Origin of the sequence: Serratia sp. G204Y (genome assembly GCF_051172435.1) — a bacterium.
Classification (GTDB): Bacteria; Pseudomonadota; Gammaproteobacteria; order Enterobacterales; family Enterobacteriaceae; genus Serratia; species Serratia sarumanii.
This window is the reverse complement of sequence record NZ_JBPIZA010000002.1, coordinates 240,302-255,419: the sequence shown is the minus strand read 5'-3', so window position 1 is coordinate 255,419 and position 15,118 is coordinate 240,302. Positions and strand designations below refer to the sequence as shown.

Here is a 15,118-nt window from a genome sequence, read left to right as displayed (position 1 = left end):
CCATGCTTGCTGAAAAAAGTGCGGCCTCCGCGCAGCCGGGCGTCGCCGTGACCGCCAATCTGCGCTGGGCCTTTATCCTGGTCACCAGCCTGTTCTTCATGTGGGGGCTGTCCTATGGCCTGCTGGACGTATTAAACAAACATTTTCAGGAGACGTTGCACGTCACCAAGGCGCAATCAGGGCTGCTGCAGGCGGCCTATTTCGGCGCCTATTTCCTGGTGGCGCTGCCCGCCGGGTACTTTATGGACCGCAAGGGCTATAAGGCGGGCATTCTGGTCGGGCTGTGCCTGTATGCGCTGGGGGCGCTGCTGTTCGTGCCGGCGGCGTCGGCCAACAGCTTCGGCGTGTTCCTGTTCGCGCTGTTCGTTATCGCCAGCGGTTTGGGCTGCCTGGAAACGGCCGCCAACCCGTACGCCACGGTGCTGGGCGACGCGCAGGGCGCCGAACGGCGGCTCAACCTGGCCCAGTCGTTCAACGGCCTCGGGCAGTTTATCGGCCCGCTGATCGGCGGCACGCTGTTCTTCTCCGCCAGCCAGTCCGCCGGCGGCGGCGATCAGAGCGCGGTGAAGATGACCTATGTGGCGATCGCCGTGCTGGTGCTGCTGATCGCGCTGTTGTTCAGCCGCACCCGGCTGCCGGCGATCCGAGAAGAGGAAAAACCGGTGCACGGCGTGATAGCGCAGGGATTATGGCAGCATCCGCATTTCGTCGGCGGGGTGATCACGCAGTTCTTCTACGTGGCGGCGCAGGTGGGCGTGGGGGCGTTCTTCATCAACTACGCCACCGAACACTGGCGCGATGTGTCTAACCAAAGCGCCTCTTACCTGCTGTCGATCGCCATGATCTGCTTTATGGTCGGGCGCTTCTTCAGCACCTGGCTGATGGGGCGAGTCAAACCGGCGACGCTGCTGGCGGCCTATGCGCTGATCAACATCGCGCTGTGCGGCGTGGTGATGCTGAGCGTCGACGGGGTGTCGGTGGTGGCGCTGATCGCGGTGTTCTTCTTTATGTCGATCATGTTCCCGACCATTTTCGCCCTGGGGGTGAAAAACCTGGGTAAACACACCAAGCGCGCCAGCTCCTTTATGATCATGGCGATCGTCGGCGGCGCCATCATGCCGTACTTTATGGGGGCGCTGGCCGACCGTTACAGCACCGCGCTCTCTTATCTGCTGCCGCTGCTGTGCTTCGCGGTGGTGCTGGTTTACGGCCTGCGGCAGCGCCGCGCCTGATTCAACCCGGCGGCGAATCGGCCTTCGCCGCCGTTGTCAGCGCCTGTGGGCGCGTTCGCATCAGGATCGCCAGCGCCAGCAGCAGCACGATGCCGGACAGCACGCCGTTTATCGTCAAGCCTCCGGCATCCACCACCAGCCCGCCCGCCAGTGAACCGCAGGAAATCGCCAGATTAAACAGCGCGATATACAGCGAAGAGGCGACCTCGACCGCGTCGGGGGCCGCCTTGAGCATCCACGCCATCAGCGACACGGAAACGCCGCCGTAGGCGATGCCCCACAGCAGGAGGAAGGCACCGCCGCTCAGCGGCGCGCGGCCCAGCAGCGGCAGCAGCAGGACGGCGAGCGTCAGCCCGAAGGCGATCAGCGCCAGGGTGCGGCGCAGCCGTTTGGCGGCGGCCTGGCCGGCGATGAAATTCCCGACGATACCGGCGGCGCCGTAGGCGAACAGCAGCGGCCCCACCCAGCGGCTCTCGATGCCGGCGACCGTCTGCAGCAGCGGGCGGACAAAGGTGTAAGCCATAAAGTGGCCGGCGACCAGCAGAAACGTCAGCAGCAGCCCGAGGAGCAACCGGCGATTCGCGCGCTGCGCGGTGAACGACCGCCAGCTCACCGCCTGAGTGATCGGCAGCGGCGGCAGCACGCACAGCAGCAGGAGCAGGGTCAGCGCTGCCAGGACGGCGACGGCCAGAAACGCCATGCGCCAGCCCAGCGCTTCGCCGAGGAACACCCCGAGCGGCACGCCGAGCACCGAGGCCGCCGCTACGCCGCCGAAGATGACGGACAGCGCCAATCCGACGGAGGCCGGCGGCACCAGACGTTCCGCCAATCCGCCGGCGATGACCCAGATACCGCCGATGCAAAAGCCCAGCAGGATGCGCGCAGCGAACAGCAGCGCCATGGAGGTAGCGGCGGCGGCCAGCAGGTTGGCGGCGATAAGCAGCAGCAGAAAGACGATCAGCAGGCTGCGGCGATCCGTGCGCCGGGCGCCCAGCACCACCAGCGGGGCGAACAGCGCGGCGAACAGGGCAGGCAGGGAAATCAGCAGCCCGGCGCGGCCTATCGATGCGTTCAAGGTGCTGACTATCGGGGTCAGCAGCCCGACGGGCAGCATTTCTGCCGTGACGACGGTAAAGGTGGATAGGCCGATGGCGAAGGTCGCCAGCCAGGGTTTTGCGCCGCCGCCGGCTTGTAAGGCACTCATAATGACTCTCCCAACAGATGAAGAGCCTCAGTGTATCCGCGCCAAAATGGCTGATAAACTGGCCTGAATGCGCAACATTGGGGACAAATCGTGGCTAATTTACCGTCTATGCCGTTGGATAACCTGACCGACCTGCTGGTGTTCATTCGCGTCGCCGACGCCTGCAGCTTCACGCTGGCGGCCGAGAGGCTGGGCATCTCCCGCTCGGCGGCGGGCAAATGCGTGATCCGATTGGAGGAGCGATTGGCCACCCGGTTGCTGCAGCGCACCACGCGCAGCGTCAGCCTGACCGAAGACGGCGCGGTGTTTTACGAGTATGCGCAGCGCATCCTGTCGCAGGCCGAAGAGGCGGAAACGGCGCTCAATACGCGGCGGCAAACCCCACGCGGGCGGCTGCGGCTGGATCTGCCGGTTTCGTTGGGGCGGTTGCATATCCTGCCGATTCTGCGGGAGTTTTTGGCGCAGTGGCCGGAGGTGGACGCCGACGTCAGCTTCTCCGAAGATTACAGCGATCTGGTGCGCGACGGCATCGACGTGGCTGTCCGCGTCGGCGGCAACGACGACAGCCGGCTGGTGCGGCGGGTGCTCGCGCCACATCGCCTGATCACCTGCGCGGCGCCGGATTATCTGGCGCGGCACGGCACGCCTGCAAAACCGGAGGCGTTGGGCGATCACGAGACGCTGGTCTTCAGCCATCAGGGGCTGCCAGCGCCCTGGCGCTATTTGGTCAACGGCCAACTGCACGAACAGCCGGTGCGCGGCCGGATGCGTTTCAACAACGTCGAGGCCTTGCGGGATGCGGCCGTCGCCGGAGCCGGCCTGTGCCAGGTGGGGGCGTTTCTGGTCGGAGAGCAGATTGCGGCCGGCACGCTGGTGCCGGTGCTGGAGCGCTATTGCCGCCCGGGGCCGCCGATCTGCGCCGTGTATCCCAGCCGGCGCCATCTTTCCCCCAAGGTGAAACTGTTCCTGGCGGCGATCGAACGGCGCTGGCAGGGCAAGGCGATTTGGGAAACCGCTTAGCGCGAGCGATTCACGCCGCTTTCAAGGCCAGCGTTCGCCGCATCAAGCGGTAGCCGCCGGCCGCCACCAGCAGCACGATCAGCCCGGCGGTGAGCGTGACGCCGAAGCCGGCCGCTATCCCGGCGGCATCGATCGCCAGGCCCGCCAATGCGGCGCCGAACGCCACGCCTATCCCCAGACCGGTGACCATCCAAGTTAACCCCTCCGTCAGCCGGGAGGGCGGCACGATGTTTTCAACCAGCCCCATGGCAATGATCATGGTCGGCGCAAAAAACAGTCCGGCGACAAACATCGCCGCCGCCAGCGTCAAGACATCGTGCACCCACACCAGCGGCAGGGTGGTGAAGGCGGTGGCGAACGCCGCGTATAAGAACAGGCGAGGCAAGGGGACGGGGATCTTCATTGCGCCGAAAATCAGCCCGGCCAGGCAGGAGCCGAACGCATAAACCGACAGCACGATGCTGGCGGCGGCCGGCTGTCCTTGCTGCTCGGCGAAGGCCACGCTGATGACGTCCACGGTGCCGACGATGGTGCCCAGGGCGATCAGCGCCAGCAGCAGGATCTGCATTGACGGCATGGCCAGGATGGCGCGCTGCCGCTGGTTATTGCGGGTGTAGACCGGGGGCTGAGTGCTTTTTTGCGAGGCGAATGCCGCAACGCCCGCCACCAGAAGCAGCGCGGCCACCAGAGGGCCGGCTTCTGGGAAGAGTGAAACGCTAAGCCCCACGGCGATCGGTGGGCCGACGATAAAGGCCACTTCATCTAACACGGACTCGAATGAAAATGCCGTGTGCAGCTGTGGCGTGCCGCGATAAATTTCGCTCCAGCGGGCTCTGACCATCGCGGAGATGCTGGGCATGCCACCCGCAAGCGCGGCGAAGACGAACAGCGTCCAGTCCGGCGCCCGATAGTGGGTGCAGAGCAACAGCAGTAGCAGGGCGAGCGTGCTGATCCCGGTGGCATATGGCAGCACGCGGCTTTGGCCGTGACGATCCGCCGCGCGCGCGATTTGCGGCGCAAGCAGCGCCATGGAAAAGGCGAACGTCGCCGCCACCGCGCCCGCCAACCAATAAGAGCCGCGTACCTGTGAGAGCATGGTAATGATGCCGATACCGGTCATCGAGACCGGCAGGCGCGCGATCAGCCCGGCAGAGGAAAACGCCTTGCTGCCCGGGGCGTTGAACAGGTTGAAATAAGGATTTGCCATGGAAAGGGCTCCAGAAGTTGGCGGCTCAGTATTTGCTCAATGGCCATCATTGACATACGCCACGTATGTTACGTTAATTGACATACATGGCGTATGTCAATTATAACGCTCATCAATAACGAGGCGGGAGTGGACCCATGGCACGTAAAGCGCGCGCAGAAATGATTGAAGAAACCCGACAAAAACTGGTGGCGGCCGCCCGTCAGCAGTTCGGCAGCGTGGGGTATGCCGAGACGGTGATGGATGAACTCACCGCGCAAGCCGGCATGACGCGCGGTGCGCTCTATCACCATTTTGGCGATAAAAAGGGGTTGTTCCTGGCGGTTGTGAAGGCGATTGATGCTGAAATGGATGCGCGTCTTGCCGACATTACCGCGCGTACGGCGGATGGTTGGGAGGCGTTTGCGGCGCGTTGTCGCGGTTATTTGATCATGATGACGGAGCCGCAAGCGCAACGCATTTTGTTGCGCGATTCACCTTCGGTGCTGGGGGCTGAATATTTGCAGGCCAGTAAGCTGCAATGCATTGTCTGGATGACGGGCGCATTGCAGGCGTTGATGGCGCAGGGGCGCATCGCCGTCGCCGAGCCGGAATCGCTGGCGCATTTGATCAACGGCGGCCTGATGGATGCCGCGCTTTGGATCGCGCACCAGCCGGATGAGAAAACCGCTTTGGAGCAGGCGTTGGCCGGTTTGTCGCTGTTGCTGAACGGCTTGCGGCCAACGGCCGCTTAACCGGGCAGGGTATTTACTCCTGCGGCAGCAGCAGGGCGGGCTGGACGTTTTGCGCCAGCTGAATATTGTTGCGGCCGCTGTGCTTCGCCAGATAGAGCGCGGCGTCGGCCGCGCCGATCGCCGATTCGACGTCCAGTTTTTCCAATGCCGAGATGCCGGCGCTGAGCGTCAGCGTACCGCTGTGCTGCGAGCTGGCGCCGTGCGGGATATTCAGTTCCGCCACCCGTTGGCGCACCCGTTCGGCCAGCTGCGCCGCGTAGCCTTCGTGCACGTTGGTCAGCAGCACCAAAAACTCTTCCCCGCCGTAGCGCACCACGATGTCGCGCGAACGCACCGCATCGCGGATGGCGATCGCCACCTGCACCAGCGCCCGGTCGCCCATGGCGTGGCCGTAGCTGTCGTTGTAGACCTTGAAGTGGTCGATATCCAGCAGCAGCACGTAGTGGCGGCCGGTTTGCGGTTCCAGCAGCATGTTGATCTTATTCTCCAGCCCGCGACGGTTATAAAGGCCGGTCAGGGGATCGAGCATGCTCAAATTATTGAATTTGTCCCGCTCGTTATACAGGTTGGCCACCAGCGCGTGGGTAAAGATTTCACTGCGTTTCAACATCAGGTGATGAATGGAGAAAGCGATAATAGGCAATAGCGTGGTGAATAATATCCGCAGGGTATTATGCATACCGTCTAAAGCCAGGATCATCATTGCGGAAGGCACGGCGTGTAAACAAAAGGCGGTAAAGTTATCCGTCAGAGAAATAGCGCTGATAAAAAAGATGCTGAACAAACTAATTAATAAAAAATCTTGGTTATTCGGCAGGCAATATTGACTTTTAACGTAGATATGTGCAGCCCACAGCAGGCCGAGCACGCTGGCGAACAGGTTGAGTTTGTACAGGTATTGCCGCGGCGTATGCAGAGAAAATAGCGCCGCCGCCAGACAAAATAACGGGATGCATAATAAAGGCAGAGTAAAAGAAGGGACATCCCTAAAAGGGAACAATAACGTAAATATGGAAGAGGCGGCATTCATCATTAGAAAAAGAAATAATGCCAGGCGCTGCTTGCTGTTCAGTAATTCCTGATAAGAACGGGCGTTCATACGGAGGTCACTCTTTGCAAAGTCGTACTGTCGAATAATTAAGGTTGAGAAGCATTCCCTTGGCGCGAAATATCCACTTGAATTGCATGGTTGACCGTTGTGATTATTATCATGCAAACAGGACTAGGAATTTTCTTATGTCAAATTATCATTTTTTCCTGCTGGTGTCATCTGGGTTTGGTCATCGCAGCGAAAATGATGCGGCGGCCAAAAAAGTGTTATATGATATTGGTTATCATTATCACTTAAGGGGGTTGTCATGCTCACTGCCATGATTGCCGCATGCGGGCTGTGGGGCGTCAGCTGGTGCCTCGGCGATCGCCTGGCCAGCGCCTGGGGCGTTTTGCTGCCATGCGCGCTGATGCCGCTGCTGGCCTTGATCGATCTCGATATGATGCAGCTGCGCAGCCTGATCGTGATAGCGATGTTGGCGACGCTGGTGATGCTGTTCAACAGCCGGTTGCGTCATTATCTGCTGCTGCCTTCCTGCATGGCGCTGGCGGGCGGCCTGGCGGCGGTCAGCCTCAACTTCAGCTTCGGGTAAAACGCCGGAAACGGCAAAATCACGCTTAGGCGTGTTTTTCATCAATGCGTTGGGATTTTTTCGAAGGAACTACCGGAGAGATCATCAATTGGTGCGAAGAGAGGGACTTGAACCCTCACGTCCGTAAGGACACTAACACCTGAAGCTAGCGCGTCTACCAATTCCGCCACCTTCGCACAGTCGATGTTGTTGCTTTGATTTATATTACGTCGCCAGCGTGGTGCGAAGAGAGGGACTTGAACCCTCACGTCCGTAAGAACACTAACACCTGAAGCTAGCGCGTCTACCAATTCCGCCACCTTCGCATCGATGCTGAGTGCAATATAAATCATGTGGTTATTTGGTGCGAAGAGAGGGACTTGAACCCTCACGTCCGTAAGGACACTAACACCTGAAGCTAGCGCGTCTACCAATTCCGCCACCTTCGCGTACCAGAAACATTACCGGAGTAACGTTACCACGGAGGCGAATTCTAGAGATTTTGGCGGGCACGTCAACAGTTATTTCCCCGCATTGCGGGCGTTTGCTGGAAAAACAGCCATATCGCCGCTTTTCCGCTGGTCAAACAGCCAAATCAGCCAATCAATCAACACCCTGACCCGTGGCGCCAGGAAACGGCCGGGCGGATACATGATGTAAATCGGCATCGGCGGCGGCGGCGTGTCCGCCAGCACTTCCACCAGTTCGCCCCGTTCCAGCCAGGGGGCAAGCGAATAGCGCGCCGCCTGAATCAACCCCATGCCGGCCCGCGCGCCGGCGATGTAGGCGTCGGCGCCGCTGACGCTCAGCCGGGCGGGCAGCTCGCGCAGTTCCACTTTGCCGCCGCGGCAGAATTCCAGCGGGTAATCGCGGTTGCTGGCCAGGGAAAAATACCCTACCGCGCGGTGCGGCTCCAGGCTATCAATGTCGCGTGGCATGCCGCAGGCCTGCAGGTAAGCGGGAGAAGCGCAGGTGACCTGTGGCAGCTGGGCGATGCGCCGCGCCACCAGGCTGTCGTCTTCGGTTTCCCAGGCGCGTAGCACGCAGTCCACGCCTTCGCGCAACAGATCGACGTGGGTGTCGTTGGCGCCCAGCGCCAGCGTGATGTCGGGATAGCGGCGGTAAAAGTCGTCCAGCGCCGGAATGACAATCTGGCGCGCCAGCGAATGGGGCATATCGATGCGCACTTTGCCGGACGGCTGCAGCTTATGGTGGCTGAACAGCGTGTCCGCCTCCTCAAGCGCCCCCAGCAACTGTACGCAGCGTTGATAGTAGAGGCTGCCTTCGCTGGTCACCTGCACCTGGCGGGTGGTGCGGATCAGCAGGCGCACGCCCAGCCGCTGCTCCAGCCGTTTCAACGCGTTGCTGACCGTGGCGCGCGGCAGCTGCAGGCGCTCGGCCGCCCGGCTGAAGCTGCCCAGTTCGACGATGCGGGTAAAAATGCGCATGGCTTGAACCTGATCCATGTCCACTCCGGATTGTTGGTGATTTTTGAACAGTGATGTGCAATCTGCATTATTTATCTTTGTAGCGTAAACAACCAGACTTTGCTTCGTTATCCGTTCATCGCATGAGGGCAGCACAATGCAACAACGTAAACTGGGTTCTCACGGCCCCCTCGTCTCCGCCTTGGGGCTGGGATGCATGGGCATGAGCGACTTCTACTCCACCGGCGCCGATCGGCAGGAAGCCATCGCCACGCTGCACCGGGCGCTGGAGCTGGGTGTCACGCTGCTCGACACCGCCGACATGTATGGCCCGCACACCAACGAGGAGTTGGTGGGGGAAGCGATCAAGGGCAAACGGCAACAGGTGTTCCTGGCCACCAAGTTCGGCATCCTGCGCGATCCGGCGGATCCTTCGGCGCGCGGCGTCAGCAGCCGGCCCGAGTATATCCGGCGCTCGGTGGAAGGCAGCCTGCGGCGCTTGGGCGTAGAAGAGATCGATCTTTATTATCAGCATCGGGTCGATCCGCAGGTGCCGATCGAAGACGTCGTGGGCACGATGGCGGATCTGATCCGCGAAGGCAAGATCCGCCATATCGGCCTGAGCGAGGCGTCGGTCGCCACGCTGGAGCGGGCGCACAAGGTGCATCCGATCACCGCGCTGCAGACCGAGTATTCGCTGTGGACGCGCGATGCCGAACAGGGCGTGCTGGCGGCCTGTGAGCGCCTCGGCATCGGCTTTGTGCCTTACAGCCCGTTAGGGCGCGGTTTCCTCACCGGCGCTATCCGGCGGCCGGAGGATCTGGCCGAGGACGATTTCCGCCGCGGCAACCCGCGCTTCCAGGGGGAAAACTTCGCCCGCAACCTGGCGCTGGTGGAGAAGGTGGGTGAGCTGGCGGCACAGAAGGGCGTCAAGCCTTCACAGCTGGCGCTGGCCTGGGTGTTGGCGCAGGGCGAGCACATCGTGCCGATCCCCGGCACCAAACGCCGTCGCTATCTGGAAGAGAACGTCGCGGCGGCGGAGATAACGCTGAGCGCGGCCGAGCTGGCGGCGATAGACGCGGTGTTTCCGCTGAGTGCGGCGGCCGGCGATCGCTACGGCGCGGAGTCGATGACCTATATCAACGGCTAAAAAAAAGCGCGGCCTCAGGCCGCGCTCTGTCGTTTTCCGCCAACGGCGAATTATTTCTTCTTCGGCGCGCGCGGCGGGCGGCCGACGGTGGCCTGATACACCTTGAAGCGGCCGTTCTGCGCCAGCACTTCGTGGCTGCCGAAGGTGGCGTCCAGAATGTCCGGGTACGGCAGGAAGGCGTTGGCGACGATGCGCAGCCGGCCGCCGATCGGCAGGTGTTTCACCGCGCCGCGGATCAGGGTTTCGGCGGCGGTCAGGCTGGTCTGCAGCCCGTCGTGGAACGGCGGGTTGGAGATGATCATGTCGAAACGGCCGGTGATGTCGGAGTAAACGTTGCTGACGATCACTTCGCCTTCGATGCCGTTGGCGGCCAGCGTCGCGCGGCTGGATTCCACCGCGGCGGCGTTGACGTCGCTGAGGGTAAGTTTCACCTTCGGCGACAGCTTGGCCATCACCGAGGCCATCACGCCGGCGCCGCAGCCGATGTCCAGCACCTTGCCTTTCATGTGTTTTTCCAGCGTCGACAGCAGCAGCGAGCTGCCGACGTCCAGGCCGTCGCGGCTGAACACGCCCGGCAGCGTTTTCACTTCCAGATCGTGCAGCTGATAGCTGTCCCACCAGTCGTCCAGGCTGAACTCGGTCTGTGCGTCCAGGCGGCCGTGATACAGGCCGCAGCGGCGCGCGCTGTCGATTTTCACCAGCGTGGCATGGCCTTCCAGCGTTGGCTCGGCGCTGCGCACGCCGCTGCGGTTTTCTCCGACCACGAACACGTCCGCGCCCACCGGCAGCAGCGCCAGGATGTTGCACAGCTGGAATTGCGCTTCCTGCTTACTCTTCGGCCAGTAGTAAACCAGCGTGTCGCAGTCGGCGACGTAAGCGGGATCGACGGTCAAACCGAACTGCACGTTATCGCCCATCGTCCGGTTCAGTAACTGCCAGTGATGGTATTGCTGGGTGTGGACGCGCACGTCCGCGGCCTCGAATTGGGCCGGCAGGCTGTCCTGCAGGTCGCCGGCAAACAGCACGCGGCGTTCGATAAATTCATCACTGTGGCGCAGCATGACTTCACTGGCGGGGGTTAATGCAGACATCAGATATTGGCTCCTGGAAATGAGACCGGGGATTATAGAGCTTTGTGGCGATATGTTCGACGGGTTTGTTGGCGCGGGCTGCGCGGGTTTGTTAGCATAGCGCGGCGCATGGCAGGCATGGCGCACCACAACGGGTAGGAATCGGCATGGCATCAAAACGCGACTGGCTGTTACAACAACTGGGTATTACGCAGTGGACATTGCGCCGCCCGGGCGTGTTGCAGGGCGAAGTGGCGGTCAGTCTGCCGCCCGAGGCGCGCCTGCTGGTGGTGGCGCAGACGCTGCCCGCACCGGACGATCCGCTGTTTTGCGACGTGCTGCGCAGCCTGGGGCTGACGCCGGCGCAAACCTACAGCCTGACGCCGGAACAGGCGGCGATGCTGCCTGAAGAGACCGCATGCAACAGTTGGCGGCTGGGCGTGGCGGAACCGCTTGCGGTCGCCGGTGCGCAGCTACACAGCCCGGCGCTGGCCGAGCTTTCCCAAGACGCGGGGGCCAAACGCGCCCTCTGGCAGCAGATTTGTCATCATGAACACGATTTCTACCCTGACGGCGGCCGACCTGGCCACGGCCTTCACCATTGAGCAAGCCAGCCACGCTTTCCCCTGGACGGAAACCACCTTCGCCAGCAATCAGGGCGATCGCTATCTTAACCTGAAGCTGAGCGCCGACGGGGAGATGGCGGGGTTCGCCATCACGCAGATCGTGCTGGACGAAGCCACGCTGTTCAACATCGCCATTCATCCGCAGTACCAGCGCCGTGGCTTTGGCCGCCTGTTGCTCAACGCGTTGATTGAACGGCTGGAGAGCCGCGGCGTGGTCACGCTGTGGCTGGAAGTGCGCGCCTCCAACCAGGCGGCGATCGCGCTGTATGAAGATCTCGGTTTCAACGAGGTCACCGTGCGCCGCAATTATTACCCGAGCGCCCACGGCCGCGAAGACGCGATCGTGATGGCGCTGCCGCTGGCGTAATCCGCCCGGCCGGTAAAAGCATTGATTGTCACCGGTTGGCAAATCGGCGAAAATGCCCGGCTGTTATCTTTTATTCACCGCTTTGCCCGGCGCCGCGATCGGCGCGTTCTGATGATGTCGCAGGGCGGACTAACCGTAGAACCTGAAAACCATGTCTCCTAGTGAATTTGCCCGCGAAGTCTCCAAAAGAAGAACTTTCGCCATCATCTCGCACCCCGATGCCGGTAAAACCACCATTACCGAAAAAGTACTGCTGTTCGGACAGGCGATCCAGACCGCCGGTACGGTAAAAGGCCGCGGCTCCAGCCAGCACGCCAAATCCGACTGGATGGAAATGGAAAAGCAGCGTGGGATCTCGATCACCACCTCGGTGATGCAGTTCCCGTACCGCGACAGCCTGGTCAACCTGCTGGATACCCCGGGGCACGAAGACTTCTCCGAAGATACTTACCGTACTCTGACCGCCGTCGACTGCTGTCTGATGGTGATCGACGCCGCCAAGGGCGTTGAGGATCGCACCCGCAAGCTGATGGAGGTTACCCGTCTGCGCGACACGCCGATCCTGACCTTCATGAACAAACTGGACCGCGATATCCGCGATCCGATGGAAGTGATGGATGAAGTCGAGCGCGAACTGAAGATCGCCTGCTCGCCCATCACCTGGCCGATCGGCTGTGGCAAGCTGTTCAAGGGTGTTTACCACCTGTACAAGGATGAAACCTACCTGTACCAGACCGGTAAAGGCCACACCATTCAGGAAGTGCGCATCGTCAAAGGCCTGAACAACCCGGAGCTGGATGCGGCGGTGGGTGAAGATCTGGCGGCGCAGTTGCGCGATGAGCTGGAGCTGGTGCAGGGCGCTTCCCACGAGTTCGATCAGGAGGCTTTCCTGAGCGGCGAGCTGACCCCGGTGTTCTTCGGTACCGCATTGGGCAACTTCGGCGTGGATCACATGCTGGACGGCCTGGTGGCCTGGGCGCCGGCGCCGATGCCGCGCAAAACCGACACCCGCGAAGTGACGGCGGCGGAAGAGAAATTCACCGGCTTCGTGTTCAAGATCCAGGCCAATATGGATCCGAAACACCGCGACCGCGTGGCCTTTATGCGCGTGGTTTCCGGTCGCTACGAGAAGGGCATGAAGCTGCGCCAGGTGCGCACCGGCAAAGACGTGGTGATCTCCGACGCGCTGACCTTTATGGCCGGCGACCGTTCGCACGTGGAAGAAGCCTATCCGGGCGACATCATCGGCCTGCACAACCACGGCACCATTCAGATCGGCGATACCTTCACCCAGGGTGAAGACATGAAGTTCACCGGCATCCCGAACTTCGCGCCGGAACTGTTCCGCCGCATTCGCCTGCGCGATCCGCTGAAGCAGAAACAGCTGCTGAAGGGGCTGGTGCAGCTGTCCGAAGAGGGCGCGGTGCAGGTGTTCCGTCCGATCGCCAACAACGATCTGATCGTCGGTGCGGTCGGTGTGCTGCAGTTCGACGTGGTGGTAGCGCGCTTGAAGAGCGAGTACAACGTGGAAGCGTTGTACGAGTCGGTCAACGTGTCGACCGCGCGCTGGGTCGAGTGCGACGACGTGAAGAAGTTCGAAGAGTTCAAGCGCAAGAACGAGATCAACCTGGCGCTGGACGGCGGGGACAACCTGTCCTATATCGCGCCGACCATGGTGAACCTCAACCTGACGCAGGAACGTTATCCTGATGTGACCTTCCGCAAGACGCGCGAACACTGATCAATCGGCAGGGCGCCCAGTGCGCCCTGCACGCCTCTCCTATTCCCACTGCGCTAATTAATAAACCTCCCTCATATTTTTCTTGCGAACCTAGGACACCAGGCGATGTTCGTTCGGCCTGCATTTTCCGTCTAATGGTCTATCTTTAACGGGATGTCCGCACATTGCTTGAGAGTAAATCACTGCAATACGCTATTTGTTTGGTGAGTTATTCTGATGTGTTGCCGATAGGAGACAGTCAGTGTCTTTAAATATCAATGAGATAGCTATATTTCAGTTTTGTGTGACTTAGCCTGTCGTCAATAGGCGACAGTTTTTTGGCTAAAAATCCAACGTCTGATTTATTTTCTTTGATTTTTAAGGGTTTTTTTGAGTTGGCACGGCCGTTGCAATATTCCTGTCGTGAACGCTTAATCGTATAGCGATGATGAAGTATTTACCGAGAAGGCCGCGTGAAGGTGGCCGCAGGGTTCCGGCGCTCTGGCGTTGTGAGCCCCCAACAAAAGGAAGAGATCGATGAAAAAGACCAAATTTGCACACTCGCTGATGGCTGTTGTATTGGGTTCTGTGTTGGTCAGCGGCAGTGCGCTGGCCGAAGAGAGTCTGCTCAACAAGGCGTCTAACGCCGCGGACAGTGCCGGTGCCAAAATCGATAGCTCCATGAAAAAAGTTGACGGTTACATGGATGACAGCGCGATAACGGCTAAAGTTAAAAGTGCGTTGGTGGAAGATAAAACCATCAAAAGTTCCGACATTTCGGTGAAAACCGAAAAAGGCGCCGTGACCCTGAGCGGGTTCGTCGGCAGCCAGGCGCAGGCGGAGCATGCGGTCGCTGTCGCCGGCAAGGTGGAAGGCGTCAAGACCGTCAGCGACAAGCTGCACGTGAAAGATGAAGCCAACCAGTCGATCAAATCGTATGCCGGCGACACCGCCACCACCAGCGAGCTGAAAGCCAAGCTGCTGGCCGATGACATCGTGCCGTCGCGCAATGTGAAAGTGGAAACCACCGATGGCGTGGTGCAGCTTTCCGGTGAGGTGAAAACGCAGGCGCAGTCTGAGCGTGCGGAAAGCATCGCCAAGGCCATCGACGGCGTGAAAAGCGTGAAAAACGACCTGGTGGTCAAGCCGTAATCCCGCCAGGCGCCCGTAACAAGTAACAACAAGCCGCATCGGTCGGGCCGTGAAGGCGGCCCGACATGTACCACCAAAAAAAGAAACTGATTTGCCGTCGACGTCCCGTTGTCGGGGCGGTAGACGGCAGCGAATTTTTTCACAATGGTAAGGAGAAGCTTATGTTTCGTTGGGGCATTATCTTTTTAGTCATCGCGCTTATCGCTGCGGCACTGGGGTTCGGTTCGCTGGCGGGCACCGCCGCCTGGGCGGCTAAAATCGTGTTTGTCGTCGGCATTATCCTGTTCCTGGTCAGCCTGTTCACCGGCCGCCGGCGCCCTTAGCCGGCCGGTATTTTCCTGCAAACTGTAACAAAGCTTAATTCCTTTTCTCACGTCGGGGAGGGCCGGCCATGAACAGCGACATCATCGTCGGGCGCTGGAAACAGCTGAAAGGCCAGGTATGGCAGGCATTGGCCGAATGGTCCGGCAGCGATTGTGTCTGGCTGGCCGGCAGTAATGATTTCCTCGCCGGCGTGCTGCAAGAGGATTACGGAAGAGAGCGAGACGCGGTATCCTCGGAGAAAACGTCTCACTGAGGATGCCAAG

At 60.7% G+C, this 15,118-nt stretch carries 16 protein-coding genes and 3 tRNA genes; 11 read left to right on the top strand and 8 right to left on the bottom strand.

What is annotated here, in order from left to right; genetic code table 11:
- Positions 1 to 2: 2 nt before the first annotated feature.
- On the top strand, positions 3 to 1,232 hold the full coding sequence (fucP, locus tag ACSBQQ_RS15600; RefSeq protein ID WP_047569422.1) for an L-fucose:H+ symporter permease: 1,230 nt from the start codon (positions 3 to 5) through the stop codon (positions 1,230 to 1,232).
- A 1-nt stretch (position 1,233) separates the two neighbouring features.
- Here the strand turns inward: fucP and ACSBQQ_RS15595 are convergent, their stop codons facing one another.
- Positions 1,234 to 2,436, bottom strand: a complete 1,203-nt coding sequence (locus ACSBQQ_RS15595; protein ID WP_060428681.1) for an MFS transporter — start codon at positions 2,434 to 2,436, stop codon at positions 1,234 to 1,236.
- 108 nt (positions 2,437 to 2,544) lie between these two features.
- On the opposite strand from ACSBQQ_RS15595, the gene ACSBQQ_RS15590 reads away from it, so the two are divergent.
- Positions 2,545 to 3,456: a LysR family transcriptional regulator gene (locus ACSBQQ_RS15590; RefSeq protein ID WP_060428679.1), complete on the top strand. Its 912-nt coding sequence runs from the start codon at positions 2,545 to 2,547 to the stop codon at positions 3,454 to 3,456.
- 10 nt (positions 3,457 to 3,466) lie between these two features.
- Here ACSBQQ_RS15590 and ACSBQQ_RS15585 read toward each other — a convergent pair whose 3' ends face one another.
- Complete coding sequence (locus ACSBQQ_RS15585) at positions 3,467 to 4,663, bottom strand: MFS transporter (RefSeq protein WP_060428677.1); 1,197 nt, start codon at positions 4,661 to 4,663, stop codon at positions 3,467 to 3,469.
- 137 nt (positions 4,664 to 4,800) lie between these two features.
- Here ACSBQQ_RS15585 and ACSBQQ_RS15580 point away from each other — a divergent pair, with 137 nt between their 5' ends.
- Positions 4,801 to 5,397 carry a TetR/AcrR family transcriptional regulator gene (locus tag ACSBQQ_RS15580; RefSeq protein ID WP_060428676.1) on the top strand — a complete coding sequence of 199 codons (597 nt, stop codon included), beginning with the start codon at positions 4,801 to 4,803 and terminating at the stop codon, positions 5,395 to 5,397.
- A gap of 13 nt (positions 5,398 to 5,410) precedes the next feature.
- Here ACSBQQ_RS15580 and ACSBQQ_RS15575 read toward each other — a convergent pair whose 3' ends face one another.
- Positions 5,411 to 6,313 carry a GGDEF domain-containing protein gene (locus ACSBQQ_RS15575; RefSeq protein ID WP_370739131.1) on the bottom strand — a complete coding sequence of 301 codons (903 nt, stop codon included), beginning with the start codon at positions 6,311 to 6,313 and terminating at the stop codon, positions 5,411 to 5,413.
- Between the two features lie 442 nt (positions 6,314 to 6,755).
- Here ACSBQQ_RS15575 and ACSBQQ_RS15570 point away from each other — a divergent pair, with 442 nt between their 5' ends.
- Positions 6,756 to 7,040, top strand: coding sequence for a DUF1435 domain-containing protein (locus ACSBQQ_RS15570; RefSeq protein WP_033637006.1), 285 nt, complete (start codon positions 6,756 to 6,758; stop codon positions 7,038 to 7,040).
- A gap of 89 nt (positions 7,041 to 7,129) precedes the next feature.
- On the opposite strand, the gene ACSBQQ_RS15565 is transcribed toward ACSBQQ_RS15570, so the two are convergent.
- The 4 genes from ACSBQQ_RS15565 to ACSBQQ_RS15550 all read right to left on the bottom strand — a co-directional run bounded on the left by ACSBQQ_RS15565 (position 7,130) and on the right by ACSBQQ_RS15550 (position 8,485).
- Positions 7,130 to 7,216 (bottom strand) — tRNA-Leu (locus ACSBQQ_RS15565).
- A 42-nt stretch (positions 7,217 to 7,258) separates the two neighbouring features.
- Positions 7,259 to 7,345, bottom strand: a tRNA-Leu gene (locus tag ACSBQQ_RS15560).
- Positions 7,346 to 7,381: 36 nt separating this feature from the next.
- A tRNA-Leu gene (locus ACSBQQ_RS15555) sits at positions 7,382 to 7,468 on the bottom strand.
- A gap of 72 nt (positions 7,469 to 7,540) precedes the next feature.
- Positions 7,541 to 8,485 carry a LysR family transcriptional regulator gene (locus ACSBQQ_RS15550; protein WP_041037819.1) on the bottom strand — a complete coding sequence of 315 codons (945 nt, stop codon included), beginning with the start codon at positions 8,483 to 8,485 and terminating at the stop codon, positions 7,541 to 7,543.
- A gap of 118 nt (positions 8,486 to 8,603) precedes the next feature.
- On the opposite strand from ACSBQQ_RS15550, the gene ACSBQQ_RS15545 reads away from it, so the two are divergent.
- Positions 8,604 to 9,596, top strand: a complete 993-nt coding sequence (locus ACSBQQ_RS15545) for an aldo/keto reductase (RefSeq protein WP_033649117.1) — start codon at positions 8,604 to 8,606, stop codon at positions 9,594 to 9,596.
- 50 nt (positions 9,597 to 9,646) lie between these two features.
- Here the strand turns inward: ACSBQQ_RS15545 and rsmC are convergent, their stop codons facing one another.
- Entirely contained in the window at positions 9,647 to 10,687 is a 1,041-nt protein-coding gene (gene rsmC / locus ACSBQQ_RS15540; protein WP_060428674.1) for a 16S rRNA (guanine(1207)-N(2))-methyltransferase RsmC, read from the bottom strand.
- 146 nt (positions 10,688 to 10,833) lie between these two features.
- Between rsmC and ACSBQQ_RS15535 the strand changes: the two genes are divergently transcribed.
- The 6 genes from ACSBQQ_RS15535 (at position 10,834) to ACSBQQ_RS15510 (ending at position 15,108) form a co-directional block, all read left to right on the top strand.
- Positions 10,834 to 11,271 carry a DNA polymerase III subunit psi gene (locus tag ACSBQQ_RS15535; protein WP_033637012.1) on the top strand — a complete coding sequence of 146 codons (438 nt, stop codon included), beginning with the start codon at positions 10,834 to 10,836 and terminating at the stop codon, positions 11,269 to 11,271.
- Positions 11,216 to 11,659, top strand: coding sequence for a ribosomal protein S18-alanine N-acetyltransferase (gene rimI, locus ACSBQQ_RS15530; protein ID WP_033649119.1), 444 nt, complete (start codon positions 11,216 to 11,218; stop codon positions 11,657 to 11,659). Before ACSBQQ_RS15535 ends, rimI begins: the two co-directional genes overlap by 56 nt.
- A 151-nt stretch (positions 11,660 to 11,810) precedes the next feature.
- The gene (prfC, locus tag ACSBQQ_RS15525) at positions 11,811 to 13,400 is read left to right on the top strand and encodes a peptide chain release factor 3 (RefSeq protein WP_004933094.1); all 1,590 of its coding nucleotides are present in this window, start codon (positions 11,811 to 11,813) and stop codon (positions 13,398 to 13,400) included.
- 516 nt (positions 13,401 to 13,916) lie between these two features.
- On the top strand, positions 13,917 to 14,531 hold the full coding sequence (gene osmY, locus ACSBQQ_RS15520) for a molecular chaperone OsmY (RefSeq protein WP_033637016.1): 615 nt from the start codon (positions 13,917 to 13,919) through the stop codon (positions 14,529 to 14,531).
- A 161-nt stretch (positions 14,532 to 14,692) separates the two neighbouring features.
- Complete coding sequence (locus ACSBQQ_RS15515; RefSeq protein WP_004857650.1) at positions 14,693 to 14,854, top strand: DUF1328 domain-containing protein; 162 nt, start codon at positions 14,693 to 14,695, stop codon at positions 14,852 to 14,854.
- A 68-nt stretch (positions 14,855 to 14,922) separates the two neighbouring features.
- On the top strand, positions 14,923 to 15,108 hold the full coding sequence (locus ACSBQQ_RS15510) for a CsbD family protein (RefSeq protein ID WP_033649120.1): 186 nt from the start codon (positions 14,923 to 14,925) through the stop codon (positions 15,106 to 15,108).
- Positions 15,109 to 15,118: the final 10 nt, after the last annotated feature.